18 protein-coding genes are annotated in these 16,715 nt (G+C 64.5%); 11 read left to right on the forward strand and 7 right to left on the reverse strand.

The features are described 5' to 3' along the window. The first annotated feature begins 141 nt into the window (after positions 1–141). On the forward strand, positions 142–846 hold the full coding sequence (locus OG326_RS16015) for a hypothetical protein (protein WP_327145426.1): 705 nt from the start codon (positions 142–144) through the stop codon (positions 844–846). Positions 847–915: 69 nt separating this feature from the next. Here the strand turns inward: OG326_RS16015 and OG326_RS16020 are convergent, their stop codons facing one another. Next, positions 916–1,926 carry an amidohydrolase family protein gene (locus OG326_RS16020; protein WP_327145427.1) on the reverse strand — a complete coding sequence of 337 codons (1,011 nt, stop codon included), beginning with the start codon at positions 1,924–1,926 and terminating at the stop codon, positions 916–918. Positions 1,927–2,156: 230 nt separating this feature from the next. Between OG326_RS16020 and OG326_RS16025 the strand changes: the two genes are divergently transcribed. The 5 genes from OG326_RS16025 to OG326_RS16045 all read left to right on the forward strand — a co-directional run bounded on the left by OG326_RS16025 (position 2,157) and on the right by OG326_RS16045 (position 7,767). Beyond that, positions 2,157–2,774, forward strand: coding sequence for a DedA family protein (locus OG326_RS16025; protein WP_327145428.1), 618 nt, complete (start codon positions 2,157–2,159; stop codon positions 2,772–2,774). A gap of 18 nt (positions 2,775–2,792) precedes the next feature. Beyond that, positions 2,793–4,001 (forward strand): amidohydrolase family protein, encoded by a 1,209-nt coding sequence (locus OG326_RS16030; protein WP_327145429.1) that lies wholly within the window; start codon positions 2,793–2,795, stop codon positions 3,999–4,001. 21 nt (positions 4,002–4,022) lie between these two features. Continuing rightward, positions 4,023–5,777, forward strand: coding sequence for a CocE/NonD family hydrolase (locus OG326_RS16035; RefSeq protein ID WP_327145430.1), 1,755 nt, complete (start codon positions 4,023–4,025; stop codon positions 5,775–5,777). A gap of 44 nt (positions 5,778–5,821) precedes the next feature. After that, a complete protein-coding gene (locus OG326_RS16040; protein ID WP_327145431.1) occupies positions 5,822–6,757 on the forward strand; it encodes an amidohydrolase family protein in 936 nt (311 codons plus the stop codon). A 77-nt stretch (positions 6,758–6,834) separates the two neighbouring features. Then, positions 6,835–7,767: a LysR family transcriptional regulator gene (locus tag OG326_RS16045; RefSeq protein ID WP_327145432.1), complete on the forward strand. Its 933-nt coding sequence runs from the start codon at positions 6,835–6,837 to the stop codon at positions 7,765–7,767. Between the two features lie 28 nt (positions 7,768–7,795). Here the strand turns inward: OG326_RS16045 and OG326_RS16050 are convergent, their stop codons facing one another. After that, positions 7,796–8,500, reverse strand: a complete 705-nt coding sequence (locus OG326_RS16050) for a GntR family transcriptional regulator (protein ID WP_327145433.1) — start codon at positions 8,498–8,500, stop codon at positions 7,796–7,798. A gap of 158 nt (positions 8,501–8,658) precedes the next feature. On the opposite strand from OG326_RS16050, the gene OG326_RS16055 reads away from it, so the two are divergent. Next, entirely contained in the window at positions 8,659–9,858 is a 1,200-nt protein-coding gene (locus tag OG326_RS16055) for an acyl-CoA dehydrogenase family protein (protein WP_327145434.1), read from the forward strand. Positions 9,859–9,869: 11 nt separating this feature from the next. Further along, positions 9,870–10,358, forward strand: coding sequence for a flavin reductase family protein (locus OG326_RS16060; RefSeq protein ID WP_327145435.1), 489 nt, complete (start codon positions 9,870–9,872; stop codon positions 10,356–10,358). A 12-nt stretch (positions 10,359–10,370) separates the two neighbouring features. Here OG326_RS16060 and OG326_RS16065 read toward each other — a convergent pair whose 3' ends face one another. The 5 genes from OG326_RS16065 to OG326_RS16085 all read right to left on the reverse strand — a co-directional run bounded on the left by OG326_RS16065 (position 10,371) and on the right by OG326_RS16085 (position 14,832). Then, positions 10,371–11,042 (reverse strand): TetR/AcrR family transcriptional regulator, encoded by a 672-nt coding sequence (locus tag OG326_RS16065; protein ID WP_327145436.1) that lies wholly within the window; start codon positions 11,040–11,042, stop codon positions 10,371–10,373. A gap of 140 nt (positions 11,043–11,182) precedes the next feature. Further along, a complete protein-coding gene (locus OG326_RS16070) occupies positions 11,183–12,406 on the reverse strand; it encodes an oxygenase MpaB family protein (RefSeq protein WP_327145437.1) in 1,224 nt (407 codons plus the stop codon). 225 nt (positions 12,407–12,631) lie between these two features. Further along, positions 12,632–13,669 carry a PucR family transcriptional regulator gene (locus OG326_RS16075; RefSeq protein WP_327145438.1) on the reverse strand — a complete coding sequence of 346 codons (1,038 nt, stop codon included), beginning with the start codon at positions 13,667–13,669 and terminating at the stop codon, positions 12,632–12,634. Between the two features lie 9 nt (positions 13,670–13,678). After that, positions 13,679–14,650 (reverse strand): alpha/beta hydrolase, encoded by a 972-nt coding sequence (locus OG326_RS16080; protein ID WP_327145439.1) that lies wholly within the window; start codon positions 14,648–14,650, stop codon positions 13,679–13,681. 53 nt (positions 14,651–14,703) lie between these two features. Further along, positions 14,704–14,832, reverse strand: a complete 129-nt coding sequence (locus OG326_RS16085; RefSeq protein ID WP_327145440.1) for a hypothetical protein — start codon at positions 14,830–14,832, stop codon at positions 14,704–14,706. Positions 14,833–14,972: 140 nt separating this feature from the next. Between OG326_RS16085 and OG326_RS16090 the strand changes: the two genes are divergently transcribed. The 3 genes from OG326_RS16090 (at position 14,973) to OG326_RS16100 (ending at position 16,688) form a co-directional block, all read left to right on the forward strand. Continuing rightward, positions 14,973–15,641 carry a TetR/AcrR family transcriptional regulator gene (locus OG326_RS16090; RefSeq protein ID WP_327145441.1) on the forward strand — a complete coding sequence of 223 codons (669 nt, stop codon included), beginning with the start codon at positions 14,973–14,975 and terminating at the stop codon, positions 15,639–15,641. Between the two features lie 88 nt (positions 15,642–15,729). After that, positions 15,730–16,242 (forward strand): alpha/beta hydrolase, encoded by a 513-nt coding sequence (locus OG326_RS16095; protein WP_327145442.1) that lies wholly within the window; start codon positions 15,730–15,732, stop codon positions 16,240–16,242. Then, positions 16,164–16,688 (forward strand): alpha/beta hydrolase fold domain-containing protein, encoded by a 525-nt coding sequence (locus OG326_RS16100; RefSeq protein WP_327145443.1) that lies wholly within the window; start codon positions 16,164–16,166, stop codon positions 16,686–16,688. Before OG326_RS16095 ends, OG326_RS16100 begins: the two co-directional genes overlap by 79 nt. Positions 16,689–16,715 lie beyond the last annotated feature (27 nt).

The raw sequence follows: 16,715 nt of genomic DNA on the forward strand, positions 1-16,715 counted from the left end.
TTCAAAGGCTTTTCACTATCACTGATTCTGATGGTGGTATATCAATAGAAAATAGGTTTGTAGTGTTGAAAGTCACCTGATAGTTTCGAATGTGATCTGGTGCATAGCGCGTCGGATTCGAAAGAAATGGAGATGGGGCCAATGAGGACCTCTACCAATAAATCTCGCCGGGCCGCGATAATTACCGCAATTGCGGTGGCGGCCGTGGGCACAGCCGCCGGAACCGCACACGCCGATACCGCGCCGGTGGTGTCCGACCCGCAGCGATTGAGCACGCAAATTCTTCCCGGCGTGCAGTACACGAGCGACCTGACCGATGGATCGGTGCTCATCACCACACCGATCGGCACGCTGACGACGCGTGGCGGACAGTTCCAGGCCGTAGACCAGGCCGGAAATACAGTGGCGGGCAATGGATTCCTGGTTCCGCCCGCGGCGGCGGTGCAGCCGCAGGCCACGGTGTCGGTCTCGCCGGAGGCGGCTGCGGTGGCCGCGCCCGCCGACGCCGATCCCGGTGAGAAGTTCAACCGGGCACTCGGCCAGGCCGGTGCTCAGTTCGGTCTGGCCACCGGCATCGGGTCGCTGGTGGGTGGCACCACCGGGGTGATCGTCGGCTGTGTGGCCGGAGCGTTCACCGGCGGCAGCCTGTTCATCCCGGTCAGCCTGGGGACGCTGTCGCTTCCCGCGGCACTGGCCGGCTGTGTGGGCGGCGGCGCCATGCTGGGCGGATTCGGAACCGCCATCGGCGCTGCGGTACTGGGGATTCCGGTCGGGATCGCCAGCGCCATCCAGATGTACAACACGCTGAACGCGCCCGCTGCCCCCGGCGGGCCGGCGACCCCCTAGCGTTCCGGCAATAGTGATGGCCCGCACCGGATTCGGTGTGGGCCATCACTGTGTGGTCATGGATCTCGGTCACGGATTCGGGCGGGCGAATCGTCCGGTTGTCGCGCCGAGGACGAGATCGCCACTGTGGTCGAGAATCCGGTGCTTCTCCTGCTCGGACAGTCGGTCCGATCGCAGCACCGCGTCGACGGCCTCCATGACGGGTCCGCGCGGCGTATCGCTGCCGAACACCAGCCGGTCGACGCCGATCGTCGCCCGAACGGTGTCGTAGAGGTGGTCGTCTTCGATGAGGCTGGTATCGAACCAGAAGCGGCGCAGGCTCGGCAGCACACCACCGATCTCCTCGTGCAGTGCCGGATCGGACATCCGCAGCCCGCGATCCCACCTGTTGGCCAGATAGGGGATCGAACCGCCGGTAATGCCCGCGATCACCTGAATCCTGGGAAACCGCAGCGGAATCTTGGCGGCCACCAGCCGGCACACCGCGATCGCCATTTCCGTCGGACCGCAAAAGGCCGGCGCCAGTAGGTGTTCCGCCGATCCGACCGCCATCTGCGGCGTCGCTCCGGGATGCAGGAAGACCATGGCCGCGCGGTCGTTCAAGGCTGCCCAGATATCGTCGAATTCCGGTGCGTCCAACGGTGAACCGGCCGCCGAGCAGCCGAGATTCACGCCCTGGAAACCGCAATCGTCGAAGCAGAAGGCCAATTCGTCCAGCGCGGCAGCGGTATGCGGCAAGGGGAGACTGCCGAACGCGCCGAACCGTCCGTGCCCGGCGGCCACCGCCTCGTGCAGGAGCTCGTTCGCGAGGCGGGTCGCGGCGATCGCCGCCGGTGCGGATTCGAAGTAGGGCTGGACCGCTCCGACGCTCAGCATGGTCAGGTCGACCTCGCCGTTCTCCATGTCCTGGAGTCGGTGCTCCAGGAAAGCCGCTGGGCCGCTGGCGAACTGGCGATCGGCAGCGGCGGCCAGGCGTGGTCCGAAGACCGCGTAGGACTCGATCCGATCACTCGCCTGCAGTGCATCCATGCGCTCGAAGAAGCGTGGGGGGAGGTAGTGGCTGTGAAAATCTATGCGCATACTTCGTCAGCGTACGCATGTGGACATAAGTTTCGAAAATATTCCGACCGGGGATGAAGATTGATGCTCGCCACCTTGGGCTCATCAGTCCTGTTTATATAAGGATACGAAGGATTGATTTCCCGTATGCCGGAACGCTCCGCAGACTCGTTGTATGAAGTCGCCAGCATCCGTCGAGCATCAGCCCGCAGATCACCGCGAATCCGCCACGCCCTGGGATGGTGCGTTAGATGCTTGATATCACCGCCGTGCTCGATGGCGTGCACGGCCCGGCTCTCTATGTTGTCTTCGCCCTGTTGACCGTCCTGTTGTTCTGGATACCAACAGGTTTGATAATCCCCGGCGAGCCGTTCTTCGTGCTCGCGGGCATTCTCGCCGCGAGCGGCCAGGTTTCGCTGCCGATCGTGATCCTGGTGATCGTCACCTCCGCCATTGTCAGCCCGATCGGCACCTATTACGCCGGTCGGGTGTTCGACGACTGGATCGGCCGCCGACCGGCCGAATCGAAATTGCGGCGCGCACTGGAGAAGGGTGAGGACACCCTGCGCAGACGTGGCGCACCGGCGGCGGTCTTCGCCTGCTGGATTCCGTTGTTGCGCACCACCTTGCCGATCATGATCGGCGCATCGAAGTATTCCTTCCCTCGTTTCGTCGCCTTCAGTGCGACCGGAACGACGATCTGGAGTGCGCTGTTCATCATCGGCGGTTACTACGCCGGACCGTTCTTCCAGAAGTTCGCGATCTATGCGGGCATGGCATTACTCGCGAGCCTCGCGATTCTCATCCTGTACAAACTCGTGCGCCGATTCGTCCGGCGTCCCGCGCCGGTGGAGTCGGCGCAGAAGTAGCTCCACGAAAGGTCTTCCATGACATACGCGTTCACGCATGCGCTGCTGATCGATGGCACGGGCGCTCCCGCCGTTTCCGATGCCACCGTCGTGGTGACCGGCGATACGATCGCCGCCGCCGGCGCCGATGCGCCGATCCCGGAGGGCGCGACGGTTGTCGACCTCGGAGGCAGGACCGTGATGCCTGGACTCATCGATGCGCATGTGCATCTGGGTGGTCTGGGATTCGGTAGCCGGCCCGCGTTCGGCGGTCGCGCGGCCACCGGCGATTACGCCGATCCGCGCGCGGGTGCGCTGCGCTACGGCGTCACCACCGCGCGCAGCCTCGGCGATTTCCTCACCGACAGCCTCGCCATCCGCGACGAGATCGACAAGGGTGACCTCGTCGGACCGCGGATCGTGACCAGCGGGCCGAGCTTCCAGGTCGAGGGTGGACACCCCAACGGCAGTGTGTGGTTCGGCGACCCGCTCGCATTGAACGAGGCTGCGCGCGTGCCGAAGACGGTCGCCGAAGCCACGCGAATGGTCGGCGAGCTCGCTGCCGCCGGAGTCGATCTGATCAAGATCATTATTTCCGAGAACGCTTTCTTCGGCCCGCCCAAGCCCGAGCTGAAGCTGCCGTGGGATATCACCGAAGCGATCATCGGCGCCGCGCACGCGCAGGGGCTGCTGGTTGCGGCGCACACCGAGAATCTCGACGACTGCCTGCACGCGGTTCGGCTCGGAGCCGATGACATCGAGCATCTGGTGATGCGTGCGGAAGAGCCGCTGGATGCCCTGGCCTTCGACGAGTTGTTCGACCTGATGGCGGCTCAGGGCACCTACCTGGTGCCCACCATGGTCGCCCACCAGCGCGACACCACGCCCGAAACCGACCCGCGCACTTTGCATTACGGCAATTCGCTGGTCAGGCGCGCCTACGACCGCGGCGTGCGGCTCGGCGTCGGTTCCGACGCGCACTCGACCGGTATGCACGGCTGGCGGCTGCGCAACGAGCTGGTGATGCTGGTGCACGATCAGGGCATTCCCGCTGCGGAAGTCCTTGTCGCAGCGACGAAGACGAATGCGGAGCTGATCGGGAAGTCCGATCTGCTCGGCACGATCGAGCCGGGCAAGCTCGCCGATCTGCTCATCGTCTCCGGAAATCCCCTGGACGACATCACCGCCGTCGCCAACGTCCACCAGGTCGTGCGCAATGGCGCTGTCGTGGTCGACAACGCGCAGTAGCCGGACGAGAGGAACATCGATATGTCCACCGAGACCGCACGGACATCCGAATTCATCACCATCACACAAACTTTCGACGGCGAGCAGGTCGACGTCGTCTACAAGCAGGCCCGCAGGCCGCCGGATATCGGCGAGGGCGGCGACGACGAGTTCGCCGGCAACGGCTATCTCGGGTATTGCCCGCCGTTCCAGACCAGGTCGTACGAGGCCGCACCCGGGATCGTGTGCGATCAGGATCAGCCGGTGGTATTGCGTGACGGCACCACGATCTACACCGACATCTACCGTCCCGACACCGATGTGCCGGTACCGGTCATCCTGTCCTGGAGCTTCTTCGGCAAGCGGCCCGGCGATGGGCTCACCCAATGGAACGTGAAGGGTGTGCCGCCGGAGACGATCTCGCTGATGGCGAAGTTCGAATCGGTGGATCCAGGATATTGGTGCCACCACGGGTACGCGGTGGCGAACGTTGATCCCCGCGGCGTGGGCCATTCCGAAGGCGACATCAGCGTCCACGGCTCGCAGGACGCCCGCGACGGATACGACTTTGTCGAATGGGTGGCCGAACAGCCGTGGTGCAACGGCAAAGTCGGTATGGCCGGAAATTCGGGCGTCGCGGTCACCCAGTGGGCGATCGCCGCGCAGCAGCCGCCGCACCTGGCGTGTATCGCCCCGTGGGAGGGCACCTTCGACCTCTTCAACGAAGCCATCTACGAGGGCGGCGTTCCCGGGCTGACCTTCCACTCCATCCTGGTCGACCTGCTCTCCGGCCCGAACCTGGTCGAGGATGTCGGCGAAATGGCCCGCCGCTACCCGTTTTTCAACAATTACTGGCGCGACAAGGTCGCGGACTTCGCGAAGATCACCGTGCCCGCCTACATCACCGCCGGGTGGAGCCACATCCACCTGCACGGCGCCTTCGAAGGATTCCGGCACGCCGCCAGTACCCGGAAGTGGATCCGGGCGCACCGTGACTTCGAATGGCCGGACATGTACTCCCCGGACAATCTCGAGGATCTCAAGCGGTTCTATGACCGGTACCTCAAGGACATCCACAACGGGTGGGAACTCACCCCGCCCGTACGCCTCGAGGTGATGGATGCGTTCGACTGCGACTACCAGGTCGATCGCGCGGAACGTGAATTCCCCCTCGCCCGAACACAATACGAGAAGCTTTATCTCGATGCCGCGAGCGGTTCGCTGTCGGCGCACCCCATCGAGACCGAATCGAACACGTCCTATGACGCGGCCGAAGGCCTCGTCACCTTCGACATGACCTTCGAGCAGGACACCGAACTCACCGGATATCTGGCGCTGCGGTTGTTCGTGGAAGCCGATGGAAACGACGAGATCGACCTGTTCGTGAACATTCAGAAGCTCAGTACAACCGGCGAATGGCTGCCGACAAGCGTGCTGGGACACCCGCATCCGGGTGCGTGGGGCAAGATCAGAGCCTCCCGCCGGGCTCTGGACGAAGCCAAATCCACTGACTACCACCCGGTACTCGCACAGCAAAGCGAAGTGAAACTGCGGCAGGACGAGATCGTCGCCCTCGATGTCCCGATCTGGCCGACCAGTCGCATATGGCATGCGGGACAACAGATCCGGGTGCAGATCTCGGGCCACTACATACGCGAAGACTGGTTCGAGCCCCTGACCTGGCAGACGTCCAATAAAGGCAGGCATGTGCTGTACACCGGTGGCCGCCACCAGTCCCACCTGCTGATCCCGGTAATTCCGCCCAGGTACCGCGACGGCGGCTACACCTACCGCTGACGCGGCTCCACGACCACATCATCGACCCACCATCGGGAGAACTCATGACGAGAATCGACGTGCACTGCCACTACCTGCCGGACTTCTACCGCGAGGCGCTGATCGCGAACGGACACTCACACCCCGATGGCATCCCGGGTATCCCGGCGTGGAGCGAATCCACCGCGCTGGAAGCAATGGACGGCCTCGGCGTCACGAAGGCCTACCTGTCGATTTCCTCACCGGGCGTGCACTTCGGTGACGATGCCGCTGCCCGCGATCTCGCGCGGCGAGTGAACGAGGAAGGCGCACGGGTCAAGCGAGCGCACCCCGGGCGCTTCGGATTCTTCGCTTCGACACCGCTACCCGATATCGACGCCACGTTGGCCGAAATCACCTATGCCTTCGATGAACTCGACGCCGACGGTGTGGTGTTCGAGACGAACTTCGACGGCATCTACCTGGGCGACGATCTGCTCGCCCCGGTCTACGCCGAACTCGACCGCCGCAATGCCGTGTTGTTCCTGCACCCCACCAGCCCGGCCAGGCCGTGCACCGGCGCCGCCGTACCGCTGCGGTACCCGCGGCCGATGCTCGAATTCCTCTTCGACACCACGCGTTCGGTGACCGATATGGTGTTGTCGGGCACGCTCGAGCGGTATCCGAACATCAAGGTCATCGTTCCGCACGCCGGCGCCACGCTGCCGCTGGTGGCCGCCCGCGTCGACGTCATCGGGGCGAAGATGGTCGGCAAAACCGACCCGATGCGGAATGCGCTGCAGCGCTTGCACTTCGATCTGGCCGGTATGCCCGTCCCCGATATGTTGCCCGCGCTGCTGAGCGTCGCGGACCCCACGCACATCCACTACGGCAGCGACCTGCCGTTCACCCCGCTGCCCGAAGTGCACACCAACACGGACAAGCTCGACGCCGCACCGATCCTGCAGGGTGAGCTGCTGGCTCAGGTGATGCACACCAACTCCGAAGCGCTCTTCGGCTGAGGTTGCGATTGCGAGCGAAGTATTCAGCGGATTGATGTTCCGCATCGAGGTATTTCGAGGAGTGATAGTTTGAGGACATGCCTGCTCGCCCAGACCTGAATCTCCTCGTCGCGCTCCAGGCACTGCTCGAGGAACGGCACGTCAGCCGTGCCGCCGAACGTATCGGCGTCACGCAGCCCGCGGCCAGCGCCATGCTGGCCCGGCTGCGCCGCCACTTCGGCGATCAGCTGCTGGAGCGAATGGGCAGCCGGTATGAGCTCACCCCGCTCGCTGTGCAATTGCGCGATCAGGTCGGTGGAATCATGCAGCTGTCGGATCGATTGTTCGAGACGACAGCGCAGTTCGATCCGGCGACCTCCGAACGCGAGTTCATTCTCACCGCCTCCGACTACGCGGTCGCCGTGCTCGGACCGGAACTGGTATCGGAGTTCGAAACTCACGCGCCGCATGCGACGTTCCGATTTCGCCAGTTCGGAATTCACCGGGAGGGGCATCCGGACACCACCGCCCGGTCCGAGGACGGGGTGATCCTCCCGCACAGCGCCTATCCGCTCGGGCTGTCCAATCTCGAACTGTTCTCCGATGAATGGGTCGCCGTCGTCGACCGCACCAATCCCGTCATCGAGCACACGCCGGGTCTGCACGAGCTCCGGGGCTTGCGCTGGGTACTGGCCCAGCACGAACCGCATGAGCCGCCGTTCATGGTGCGGCGGCTCGCCGAACTCGGTGTGGATCTGCGACCGCAGGTGGTCACCGACAGTTTCCTCGCGCTGCCGCTGTATATCGCGGGCACCGATCGGATCGGCATCGTGCAGCACCGGCTGCTGCATGCGATCGCATTACCGCCGGCCCTGCGAATCATCCCCTGCCCGTTCGAGGTCGGCCCGATCAATGAAGCGCTGTGGTGGCATCCGGTGCATACGCACGACCCCGGCCACAAGTGGTTCCGCAGGACGGTGCTCGAGGCCGCCGCCCGCGTCGCCGCCGTGACGCCGATCATCGAGGAATGAGCGATTCGGCCGGCGCGGCTTCTTCCCGCTATCCGTGTGCGGCGGAGCGTTGTTCGCCGGACTCGGTGACGATGACCATCTCGTCGGCCGCGCGCTGAATATGCTCGCGCAGTAGCTGTTCCGCGCGGTCGGCATCGTGGGCGAGGGCGGCGTCGACGAGAGCGCGGTGTTCCAGTGCCCCCCGCTCCAGGACCTCGTCGACGGGGCTGCGCAGCGGCGACCATCGCCGGTACAGGGCGCTCACATCGCGCAGTCGCGCCGTGCCGTCGTGCATGTAGACATTGGTGCACCCGGAGAGCAGCGTCATGTGGAAATCGGTGTGCACGGTGTTCCAGGCCGGGCTGAAGGACGAGCCGTCCTCGGCGAAGTAGGGGGTCCGCTGCAGGAGATGGTGTGCGGCAACGACTTCCGACTCCCACCGCATCGAACCGGCGAGCACCGACTGGCGGAAGAACTGCGGCTCGATCAGCGTGCGCACCTGGGTGAGTTCGGCGAAATCGCGGGCCGACAGCGGGATCACGCTGAAGCCCAGATTGCTCACCGTCTTGACGATGCCCTGCTCGACCAGCCGGGCCAGTGCCTCGCGCAGCACGCCGACGCTCACACCGTGCCGTGCTCCCAGTTCGGGAAAGGTGAGCCGCTGTCCCGGCGCCAGATGCCCGTCCAGGATGTCCGCACGGATTGCCGCGGTCACCATATCGGCGCGTGAACCTGCGCTTTTCGCCTTGGCCATGTCGGTAGCGTAGCCGATCGACGAACGCGCATCTTTTACATACTTTCGAAACTTGGTTGACTGTGCGCACATTTCTGGTGTCTTATGGGGTGCACCACATTCGCGGCGGACTGCTCGACAGGTGCATGCGAGCGCCCCGCCGGATCGACAGGAGAACCATGAGAGACGTACTGGACCCGCAGGTGAACGGGTCCGTTCATCCGGCAGTCGCGCGGGCGCAGCAGCTCGTTCCGCTGCTGCGGGAGCGCATTATCGAGACCGAGGAGCTGCGGCGGCTGCCGGAGGCGACCATCCAGGACGGTATCGACGCCGAACTGTTCTCACTGCTGCTTCCGGAGGCCCTGGGCGGCGCCGGCGGCGGGCCGCGGGAGTTCGTCGATGTGCTTCGTACGCTGGCACAGGGGGATCCGTCGGCGGCGTGGACGATGTCGTTCTTCATCGCGCACGGCTGGATGCTCGCGCGGTGGCCGGAAGCCGCACAGCGCAAGATATTTCAGGGTGATGGACCGGTGCTGGTGGCTGTCGCGGCGAATCCGCCCGGTCGTGCCGAGCGGGTCGAGGGCGGATACCGATTGTCCGGGCGCTGGGGGTACTGCTCGGGGGTGCTCAATGCGAATTGGGTGCAGTTGGCGGCGAAAATCGAAGGGGAGGAAGAACTTCGACTGTTCTTGATCCCGCGCGCCGAGGTCGAGGTGCCCGACACCTGGTACATGGCCGGCATGAAGGGCACCGGCAGCAACGATGTCGTGGTGCACGACAGCTTCATTCCCGAGGTATTCAGCCTCGAACTCGCCGCCTGGCTGCCCCGGGACAATCCGGGTGCGGCGCTGTATCCCGAATCCACGTACGCCTACGACATTCGCGACCTGCTGGTGTTCCTGCTTCCGGCGCTGCTGCTCGGCGCCGGGCAGGCACTGATCGGGGACTATCGCCATCGCCTGGACACGCGCCGCGCCGCGTTCGATTCGACGCTGACCGGTGACACCGTCGCGGGCCAATTGCGCTATGCCCGAGCGGTTTCCCAGCTCCGTGCCGCCGAAGCCGTACTCGACCGTGCTGTTCGCCAGACCCTCGAGGTGAATGCCGCCAGCACCGAATCCATGAGTGATGAGCTGCGCGCGAACATCAAGCTCGACTGCCTGTCCGTAGGCCGATTGGTGTGGGAGGCCATCCAACTCGCGATGCGCGGATCCGGCGCGGCGATCTACCGCACGAACGATGACACCCAGCATTTCCTGCGCGACGTCGAAGTGATCCTCGGTCACCTCACCATCGACGAGGACGGCATGCTCGAGCGTGCCGGACAGGTCCTGCTCGGTCGTGCCGACGGCCCGTCCGCCACCCGGAACTTCACCTAGGCGGAGGAAAGATGCTGTCCGAGCACGTTTTCCGAGATCTCATGGCCGGAGTATGCGGACCGGTCACCATTGTCACCGCGGCGTCGGGGACCCAGCCGTACGGAGCGACGGTGAGCGCGTTCGCGTCCCTGTCGCTGTCCCCGCCGATGATCACCGTTGCGCTGGACCGCCGTTCGAGCCTGCTGACGGAAATCCTGCACACCGACAGGTTCGGGGTGAACGTGCTCGGCCACGGCGACGACGAGATCGCCATGTCCTTCGCCCGGCGTGGCACCGACCGGTTCAGCGGCATCGACTGGAGATTCGACCACGATCTACCCCGCCTGACCGATGCGCCGGGCTGGCTGGTCTGCCGCCTGGTCCGCGCCGTCGACGGTGGCGACCACATGCTGCTGCTGGGCGAGGTGATCGCCGCCGAAACACGCACGGCCGCACCACTGGTGTACGGGCACCGCACATTCGGCACCCACTCCGCCTATGTCGAACAGCAGGCACGGTAGGTGCGTGCTCGGCTATGCGGTCGGTGGCTCGAGCATCGGGACGAGGAATTGGCGGGCGATCGCGGCCAACTGTTCCTCATCGTCGAGATCGACGGTATGGCTCGGGATCGCCAGGAACGAGGCGCAGATGCGGACCATCAGCTCGGCGACCAGTTCGGTGCGCAGGTCCGGGGAGATGGTGCCGGCGCGTTGCTCCTGGCGGAGCTGGTGTGCGACGAATTCACTGACCATGGCCACCGCTCGCCCGCCGTCACCGATGAGCGAACTGACGAAGTGATCGGGTTCCTCGGTGATCAGGGAGCCGATCAGTGGGTTGCCGCGTAGTGCGCGCAGGGAGCTCACAAAGCCGAGCACTACGCGATCACCGGGGGTCGCGGCCGCGGTGATATCGACGAGGAACTTGTCGAAGTAGCGGCGGAATTCGCGCAGGACAACCTGTTCGACCAGTTCGTCTTTGGTGGCGAACCGGCGGTAGACGGTGATGCGTGAGACGCCCGCCTGCCGGGCTACATCCTCCATGGTGGAGCGCTGGATGCCCCACCGTTGGAATTGCCGGTTGGCCGCATCGAGGATGCGTGCGCGAATCCCGTCGGTATTGTCGGTCTGTTCGATCGCCTCGAGGTAGGCGCGTTCGAGCAGGGATTTACCGGTTGGGGGAGTACCGGCGGGTAGCGCGGATTCCACGGGTGCCTTCCTCGAAGATACGTAGGTACGTCGGCTGTTCCATCGTATGGCCTCGGCGGCGGAGGCAGCGGTGTGGCGGGCGAAGGCAGCGCAACACTGTTCCTTCCACCCGCCGCGCGCCTGCCTGCCGCGGACATGAATCAGCGGTTGGTCAAAGGGATTTCGATACTGAGCGGCATTCGGAGTTCGGCCACGTACCAGAGCGCGAACTGGCGCAGGAACTCGTCGAACATCCAGTAGGGCACATCCACGGCCGGAGCCACCGACAACACGCCTTCCCGGACGGCGACGAACGGGCCCCACGCGACTTCGAGCAGCGGGCTCCACACCGGCTCCCGGGGAATGGTGAGCCAGTCGGCGACCTTGTCTCCCATGACAAATCGGGTGAACGCCCCCAGCACGCCCCGGCTGATCAGCGTGAGATCCAGGTCCTCGCCGAGGTTGAGCAGCTGATTGGCCAGGTCGTTGCCCTCGGCGGTCGGCGCCAGGATCGGGTCGAGCATCTGCGCGGCCTGCGCGTCGGCCTGATCCCAGGTCGCGGGGATGTATTCGTCGCGAATGCCGAGCAGGTGACCGGCCAGTTGCCAACTGTGCAGGTAGCCATCGGATTCGGCGGCCGGGATCGGTACCTTCCAGGCGTTCAGCGTCCGCATGATGGTGGTCGCCAGACTGTGCCAGGTGACCATCAGATCGTCCTGACTGATCGGCGTGACGCCCGCCGGCCAGTGCGGCGACTGCGGCAGCAGATGCCGCACGGACGCGTGGATGATCCGGGTTTTCACGCAGGTCACAACCATCTCGCCATCGTCACCGTAGGCATTGACCGTGCCGATGTCGTACCCGAATTTCGCGGTCTTGGCGATCCGCTCTTTCAAATGCGAACCGCCCCGCGAGTAGTACACCGCAAGTGCCTCGTGCGGAATGACCGTGGACATCATCCCGCTGGCGAAGGCGTAGAGCACGCCCAGATAGAGACCTCGCTTCTTGGTGAATTCGAACGAGCTCGCCAGCTTGCCCTGATCGGCCCACGACGGCAGCTGCCTGGCGTGTTCGATGAAATCGGCCAGCGCGGGCGGCAATCCGGCCGGTAGTGGTTGACCATTGCGGGTCCAGGTCGCCAGCAGTCGGTTGACCTGGGGCACATCGGCGTGGTCCATCACATCCGCCAGTACCGAATCGGCGTCCGGGTCGTACACCGTGAGCGGATCGGCCCCGCCGCCGCTGCCGACCACCGAATCGTTCGGCGACCACGACCACGGCTCCGCCCTCGCGGTACGCGCGGTCAGCGCCAGCGCCCCGACGGCGCCCAAAAACCCACCCCCGGCCCTCAGTGCGTCCCGCCTGCTGAGTCGATGTGCATCCATCCTGCGGTCCCTCTTCGTTGAGTCTGATACAAAGACACGAGTGCTGTATCTGAGTATCTTTATGACAGCACACCGTGACTGCCATCACAACCGATCGGCAAAGATTGCCGGTGGCTACCAACCGAGATGAAGGACCAGCAGATGAACCCCTGGGTCGTAATTCAGAATCTCCTCAACCAGCTGGACCTGGGGTCCACCGGAGCTATCTGTTGTCCAGCACCATGATCATGGCCATTGCGCGCGCCCGATTCTCGATCGCATCGACGCCGAACCCGACATGATGCGACAGCTTGGCGAGCCGGTGCGCCACACTGCTGTGGTGCAGTGCATGGAATCCGCTGCGGCTCTGAGTGTTCCGGATCGGAGGTACACCCTCAGCGTTGCCAGGAGTTCGATGCCGCTCTCTGATTTGCTCAGTTCCAGGGCCCGGACGATGTCCGGAATCCTGGCGTGATCGATCCGGGGTCCGGGCGTCAGAAGAACGAGGGCTCCGAGATCGTCCGCGTACACCACGGGCGTGCGTTCGGACGTTTGACTGCGCGCGAATCGGGCGGTGCCGACAAGCAGGTGCGCGTCCGAAGCCTTGGCCGCCAAAGATATTCCGACACAGGCGGAATGCGTGGCGGCGGCCTGGTACAGCTCGGATTCCCGCAGGCGTGAATCCAGCACAAGATCGAGATGTTCCCCGGCCATCTCGATGCCGGTCGATCGACCGGGTGCCGGGTCGGCCGACATGGGCAGGCGCACACCCCCGGCCATCGTGGAGACGAGCACGCGCACAGCGGTCGACGGTTCTATGCGCAGCGCGGCGCAGGCGGTCAATACCGCGAATTCATCCACGGGGAAGAGCAGATTCCGGGTCTGCTCCGTATCGGTGAGGGGGCGCCGAGGCTGCAGGATCGAGGCGGCGGTGAGTGCCATGCGGTCGACGAGCATATCGTCGAGCGGAAGTTTCTCACCGGGCCGCTCGATCCAGACCCTTCCCGCGACCACGTCGCCGAGGACGATGTCCTTCGCGGTGGTCGGGGCGAGCTGCGGCAGGGGCGACCACTGCCCGCGCCGGTCGCAGCGGAGCACGTCTCGGCTCCCGACCTTCCCGGTTGTTTCGATACCGACAACACAGTCGGCCAGTGCGGCGCTTGCGCGGAGCAGAGAGGTGGCGTCGGCGCCGTGCCTGACAAGTGCGTCGAAATAATCGATGACGCGCACCATGCCTGCCGAATCCGCATCGAGTTCGGCAAGCCGGTACATCAGCCCCTGCATCGGGTCACGCTACAAAACCGGAGACGGCACACGCAGGCCCCTTCGCAAAGCGTTGCGTGATTCCGCGGCGGCGCGCCTGCTGACCTCGGCCGTTGCCACCAAACCGGATCCGTGGAAGGTGCCGGAGAAGGAGTGCAGCTCGACACTGACGCCGGCCTGGAGCAGCCGCAGGGCGTAGTCGATCCCTTCGTCGCGCAGTGGGTCGAGTTCCATGGTGCACAGATAGGTCGGGGGCAGTGCGCTGAGATCGGTCGCGCGTGACGGCGCCGCGTATAGGGAGACGCTCGGATCCGCTGGGCCGGTGTAGGACTCACCGAGGTAATACCGCCAGGACAGGATGGCATTGGGCCGGTTCCACAGCGGCGTATCGATGAACTCCGCCATCGAGACGGTGTGCAATCTGTCGTCGAGTTCGGGGATTTCGAGGAGCTGGAAGGCGACCGGAACAAGCCCTTCATCCCGGGCTTTCAGCACTGTGCCGGCGGCGAGTCCGCCACCCGCGCTCTGACCGCCGACGGCGATGCGAGCGGGATCGATTCCCCATTCGGCCGCGTGCGCATGGATATGGGTCAGGGCTGCGTAGCAATCGTCGAGCGGGCCGGGGAAGGGAGTTTCGGGGGCGAGGCGATAGTCGACACTCGCCACGGCGATTCCGAGTTCTCGCACTATGTCGAGGCAGTACGGATCGCACGATGCTGCGGTGCCGACCGCGAATCCGCCGCCGTGGATCCAGAGAAGAACGGGGAGAGGCTCTTGCACGTTGTCGGGGGTGAAGAACCGCACCGCGATATCCGGATCTCCACCGAGACCGGGAATCGTCAACTCTTGCAGGAGAACTCCGTCGAAGGACAGATCGGCCAGCATTGTGTCGACCATGTCGTTCAAGGTTGTCCGTGCCGCCGGCAGGTCGGAGAAATCACCCTCGGGGAGCATGGTGATCGAGGCGGCGAGTTCGGGATCGAGCGTCGGGAATTGTGACATGCATCGATAATCTTCCCGAGTGTGACCTACGTCATCCGCCGTGTGCAGGACATTCATGGACGGCGGTCCGACGGGTGGCGGAAATGCCCTGCGGTGGAGCGGGATCGCGGTATCCGCGGGCACGCCGCCAGCGTGGCGACGACCGCGGTCAGCTCCGGATCGATCATGTCTTTTGGTGCCATCGTCTGTCCTGTTCGGGGTGCGGGCAGCTTTCGGGGAGTGGTCACAGTCGAACTAATGGACAACTGTAAGATTGTTGTGTTTGGGAGGAAACCATATGATTGCTGCGGCGTCAACGGATCATCGAAACTAGGGAGATGCGGTGGGCCTGACAGGCATTCCGCCGGCGGTGTTCATGCGCGAGGGAAACGCCATGGACCCGCGGTCGGTGCGGACTCGGCAGCAATTGCTCGCGGCATTCGAGCGGCAGCTCGAAACCGGCGAGATCGCGCCGACCGTATCCTCGCTGGCACGCGAAGCGGGGGTGAGCCGCAGTGCCTTCTACAAGCACTTCACGGGCGCCGACGAGGTGGGCGTCGCCGCGTTCCGGGCGATACTCGACGATTTCGAACCACTGGGCGGCGGCCGGGCGAACGCGGATATCGCACCCGAAATGGCAACTGCCGCAAGCTTCGAGGAGCTTTTCGTCCATCTCGGCCGGCACCGCCGACTCTGTTCGGCCGTGCTCATCGCGGACGTTCAGGTCCCGGTCCTGGCTGAACTGGGCACCACCCTGGTCGAGCATCTGGCCGAAGCGATCGGCCGGGTCGGCGCCAAACCCGAGGGTCTCGACCCCGCACAGGCCGCGACCTTTCTGGTGGGCGGGATACTCGGGCTGTTCCTGGCCTGGCTCCAAGACTCGGATCACGATGCCGATGGCCTGGCTTCGGTAGTCGCGAGCATGTTGCCGGATTGGCTTCGGGGCACAGGAACTCTGGACGCCCCGATCCGCGTATCGCGGACTTCGCCTCAGGAGCGCATCGGTTCCTGACGGATCCGCGTATTCGTCGGGAGTTGTGCTGCGATTTCCGACGCTCGGCGGATGCACGGCATGTTCGGTTTCGCGCAGGATTGCCTGCATGACATACGAATTCGATCCTGAGCTTGCGCCGATGCTTGCTCTGCTACCGGATCAGAGTTCCGGAAACCGGTCTCTCACAGAGGTTCGAGAACAACTTGCCGAGTACACGGCAAATGCGGGAGAAATAGATCTCTCCGGGGTTCGGATCCGCGAACTGTCGGTTGCCGGACCTGCTGATGCGCCGGACATCGCCCTGCGGACCATTACTCCCGACGCGCGGCGAAGTTCGGGCGCCGTCTACTACATTCACGGCGGCCGGTACACCGTCGGATTCGCTTCGATGCGTGACGACGCCAATGTTGTCCTGGCTCGAAATCTGGGCGTTGTCGTGATCGCGGTGGAGTATCGACTTGCTCCGGAGAACCCGTTTCCCGCAGGTCTGGAAGAGACTGCTATGCCGGACTGCTGTGGGTCACGAAGAACGCTGACGCATTGGGCATCGATCCGGAAAACATTGCGATTCAAGGAGATAGCGCAGGCGGCGGACTGTGTTCCGCCCTCGCCCTGCTGACACGCGATCGGGGCGGCCCCTCCCCGGTGTTCCAATATCTCGGCGTGCCGGAGATCGACGACCGAATGATCACCAAGAGTATGCGGACCTTCACCGACACCCCGATCCTGAATCGCGCGGCTGTCGAGGAGAGCTGGGATGCCTACCTCGGTAAGGGCATCCGGGGTACCGACGCCGTGCCGCCGTACGCCGCGCCGGCTCGGGCCGTCGATCTGTCAGGCCTGCCTCCCACCTATATCTCGGTCATGCAATTCGACCCGCTGCGCGACGAGAACATCGCCTATGCGCAAGCGTTGCTCGACGCCGGGGTATCGGTTGAGCTGCATCTCTTTCCGGGCACCTTCCACGGATCCGGTCTCGTGAAGAACGCGGCGGTGAGTCAGCGTGAGGTCCACGAGGCGCAGATCGTCTTGGGGCGGGCACTCGGCGTCCCTGGAGTGCAGTGATCACCCACGAAGAAGAGAGCACGATCG

Origin of the sequence: Nocardia sp. NBC_01327 (assembly GCF_035958815.1) — a bacterium.
Taxonomy (GTDB): domain Bacteria; phylum Actinomycetota; class Actinomycetes; order Mycobacteriales; family Mycobacteriaceae; genus Nocardia.

Excerpts from the sequence above, each read along its gene's own strand:
- OG326_RS16060 (WP_327145435.1), top strand. The coding sequence starts at position 9,870 with ATGCTGTCCGAGCACGTTTTCCGAGATCTCATGGCCGGAGTATGCGGA.
- OG326_RS16030 (WP_327145429.1), top strand. The coding sequence starts at position 2,793 with ATGACATACGCGTTCACGCATGCGCTGCTGATCGATGGCACGGGCGCT.
- OG326_RS16015 (WP_327145426.1), top strand. The coding sequence starts at position 142 with ATGAGGACCTCTACCAATAAATCTCGCCGGGCCGCGATAATTACCGCA.
- OG326_RS16035 (WP_327145430.1), top strand. The coding sequence starts at position 4,023 with ATGTCCACCGAGACCGCACGGACATCCGAATTCATCACCATCACACAA.
- OG326_RS16085 (WP_327145440.1), bottom strand. The coding sequence starts at position 14,832 with ATGGCACCAAAAGACATGATCGATCCGGAGCTGACCGCGGTCGTCGCC.
- OG326_RS16055 (WP_327145434.1), top strand. The coding sequence starts at position 8,659 with ATGAGAGACGTACTGGACCCGCAGGTGAACGGGTCCGTTCATCCGGCA.
- OG326_RS16075 (WP_327145438.1), bottom strand. The coding sequence starts at position 13,669 with ATGCAGGGGCTGATGTACCGGCTTGCCGAACTCGATGCGGATTCGGCA.
- OG326_RS16080 (WP_327145439.1), bottom strand. The coding sequence starts at position 14,650 with ATGTCACAATTCCCGACGCTCGATCCCGAACTCGCCGCCTCGATCACC.
- OG326_RS16050 (WP_327145433.1), bottom strand. The coding sequence starts at position 8,500 with ATGGCCAAGGCGAAAAGCGCAGGTTCACGCGCCGATATGGTGACCGCG.
- OG326_RS16040 (WP_327145431.1), top strand. The coding sequence starts at position 5,822 with ATGACGAGAATCGACGTGCACTGCCACTACCTGCCGGACTTCTACCGC.
- OG326_RS16045 (WP_327145432.1), top strand. The coding sequence starts at position 6,835 with ATGCCTGCTCGCCCAGACCTGAATCTCCTCGTCGCGCTCCAGGCACTG.
- OG326_RS16025 (WP_327145428.1), top strand. The coding sequence starts at position 2,157 with ATGCTTGATATCACCGCCGTGCTCGATGGCGTGCACGGCCCGGCTCTC.
- OG326_RS16020 (WP_327145427.1), bottom strand. The coding sequence starts at position 1,926 with ATGCGCATAGATTTTCACAGCCACTACCTCCCCCCACGCTTCTTCGAG.
- OG326_RS16070 (WP_327145437.1), bottom strand. The coding sequence starts at position 12,406 with ATGGATGCACATCGACTCAGCAGGCGGGACGCACTGAGGGCCGGGGGT.
- OG326_RS16095 (WP_327145442.1), top strand. The coding sequence starts at position 15,730 with ATGACATACGAATTCGATCCTGAGCTTGCGCCGATGCTTGCTCTGCTA.